This is a genomic window from Vibrio sp. ZOR0018, assembly GCF_963865925.1.
Classification (GTDB): Bacteria; Pseudomonadota; Gammaproteobacteria; order Enterobacterales; family Vibrionaceae; genus Vibrio; species Vibrio anguillarum.
This window is the reverse complement of record NZ_CAWMCN010000062.1, coordinates 3464-5459: the sequence shown is the minus strand read 5'-3', so window position 1 is coordinate 5459 and position 1996 is coordinate 3464. Positions and strand designations below refer to the sequence as shown.

Sequence of the window (1996 nt, the reverse complement as noted above, 5' to 3'; positions counted from 1 at the left end):
AGTACAAAATTGAAGTTCGATGTTTACAGTGGTTTTTTGAGTGCGGTAGTGCGTTGTCAACCCCTTAGCCGGGCGTTATGCGCTCGAATGCCAATTACAATTACAATTACTACGATATAAATAAGGATAATTATGAAAGATGTAAATCCTCCACCAAAATCTTCATCTACTCATGGGAAGGGAAAACTTATCCAAGATGTTAAATCAGGAAAAGCACTAAATTTTGATAAAGAAGGTATGATGGGATTTTTAAAAAGCTTAAACCCTTTACAGTTTGCGTCTGAGACAATTGCTCAAATTACACATTATAAAATTCAAATAAAAAACCTTGAAACAGAGCAGATTCGAATTCAAGAAGAAGCGAAAATCCGTCACAAACAGATAGACTCTGCTCTTGAAGCGGGACTCCAACTACTTGAGGAACGACGAAGAGCCTTAGAAATGGCTTTAGAAGTGGTGGCAAAAGATCTCGAGAATACTCATTTAGAAAAACAAAATATCTTGGACTGCATAAGTAACCTAGTTAAAAATATATCAGATCCCAAGTTATCTATAGAAGAAAAGCAAATGTCCAATATCCTTCTGCCTGAACTAACAGGCCTCTTAAAGACACTTGGTGAGCAAAGCACTGTGAAGCTAGATTTGATAGCTCAAAACACTCAAAAAGCGTTAGAAGCAATGCCAAACAGTGACCGTATACTCACATTCAGTGAGGATTAATGTATGCTGCCAGTAATTGCCGGAGTTGCGCTATTAGGTGCTGGTATATGGATTTACAATGAGCTTCAAGATCAGTCTGCTGCTGAACGAGAAAGGTGGAGATCAAAGCGAGCAGAAGTTGAAAGAAGTATTGAATGGCATCAGGCACAGATAGAAGAACACCTTGAAGAAGCCCGACAATCATATGATTTTAAAGTTCTTGTCGATATGCACTATTCCTGTGTAAAAGTGGCAGATCAAGCGTACTCCTTATTAAAAGATGCTAGAAAATCACTGGATAAAATTGGTGAGGCTATCGTTAAAACTAAAGAGCAACGAGAAATTCTCTTCCAGAGAAAAAAAGAAGCTAAAGACCCACTAGATAAAAAGTCTATACAAGAAGAAATAAATAGTATTCAGCAGCTAAGAGCTTCACTTTTTGATGATAAAGATGAAATTAAAAAACAACGAAATGATTTCCAAGCAAGAGTTAAGGACCTTAACAGTAAAACTCATACCTTAAAAATGAATATTAAAGAAAGAACTGGCACCAAGGGTGTTGAATGGTACGAAAGGCTTGAAGCACGAAAAGCTAGCAGGCGCGCATAACAAGCAATTTAAGAGGGATTCACAACGCTTGGCATTTTTACTTCTACTTCAGTTTTAGTGTTTATGGCACAATGCTTTAGGTTTGGGTGTAGGCGTTGTTCACCCCTTAATTGGGCGTTATGCAACTCAGGTAAATTTAGGGGCTCAATCTTTTGGGATTTCTCCGGCCATTCGTTTTGAGCTGTCGGCAAATGAGCATTTTTACCCTCAAATTCGTGGTTAACTCAAACCGTAAAACAGGCAAGGTTCTTTGTTTGCCTCAATGAGTTTTGGTGCTGGTTTGTTGTGAATTTAGCGGGCGCAAAGTGTGGAAAGGGCAAGTTTATCGAGCATTTTGCACTTGCTGAAAGTCTTGCTTGTTGAGTTTTCCTGATTCAAAAGCTTGGTTTGTTGTTGAAAGGTGGACTTTGTTTTGGCGGCTCATTTATCACAGTTCTTGCTTGGGTTGATTCTTGAATCACTCAACCATTGCAATTGTGGCTTTTGGTCGTGTAAATTCTGTTTATCTCATTGAATTTGCATAACAAACGGCTCAAGAGGGATTGCCAACGCTTGGCTGTTTTAGTACAAAATTGAAGTTCAGTGTTTACAGTGTGTTTTTTAAGTTCAGCGGTGCGTTGTCAACCCCTTAGCCGGGCGTTAGCTGAGGTTAAGAAAAATCATAAAATTCCGTGTTCATTTTTTCTTG

At 38.5% G+C, this 1996-nt stretch carries 2 protein-coding genes; both read left to right on the top strand.

The features are described from left to right. The first annotated feature begins 132 nt into the window (after positions 1–132). Positions 133–720, top strand: a complete 588-nt coding sequence (locus AACR75_RS02235; RefSeq protein WP_047691653.1) for a hypothetical protein — start codon at positions 133–135, stop codon at positions 718–720. Positions 721–723: 3 nt separating this feature from the next. Continuing rightward, on the top strand, positions 724–1308 hold the full coding sequence (locus AACR75_RS02230) for a hypothetical protein (protein ID WP_047691650.1): 585 nt from the start codon (positions 724–726) through the stop codon (positions 1306–1308). The last annotated feature ends 688 nt before the right edge of the window (positions 1309–1996 follow it).

Excerpts from the sequence above, each read along its gene's own strand:
- AACR75_RS02235 (WP_047691653.1), top strand. The coding sequence starts at position 133 with ATGAAAGATGTAAATCCTCCACCAAAATCTTCATCTACTCATGGGAAG.
- AACR75_RS02230 (WP_047691650.1), top strand. The coding sequence starts at position 724 with ATGCTGCCAGTAATTGCCGGAGTTGCGCTATTAGGTGCTGGTATATGG.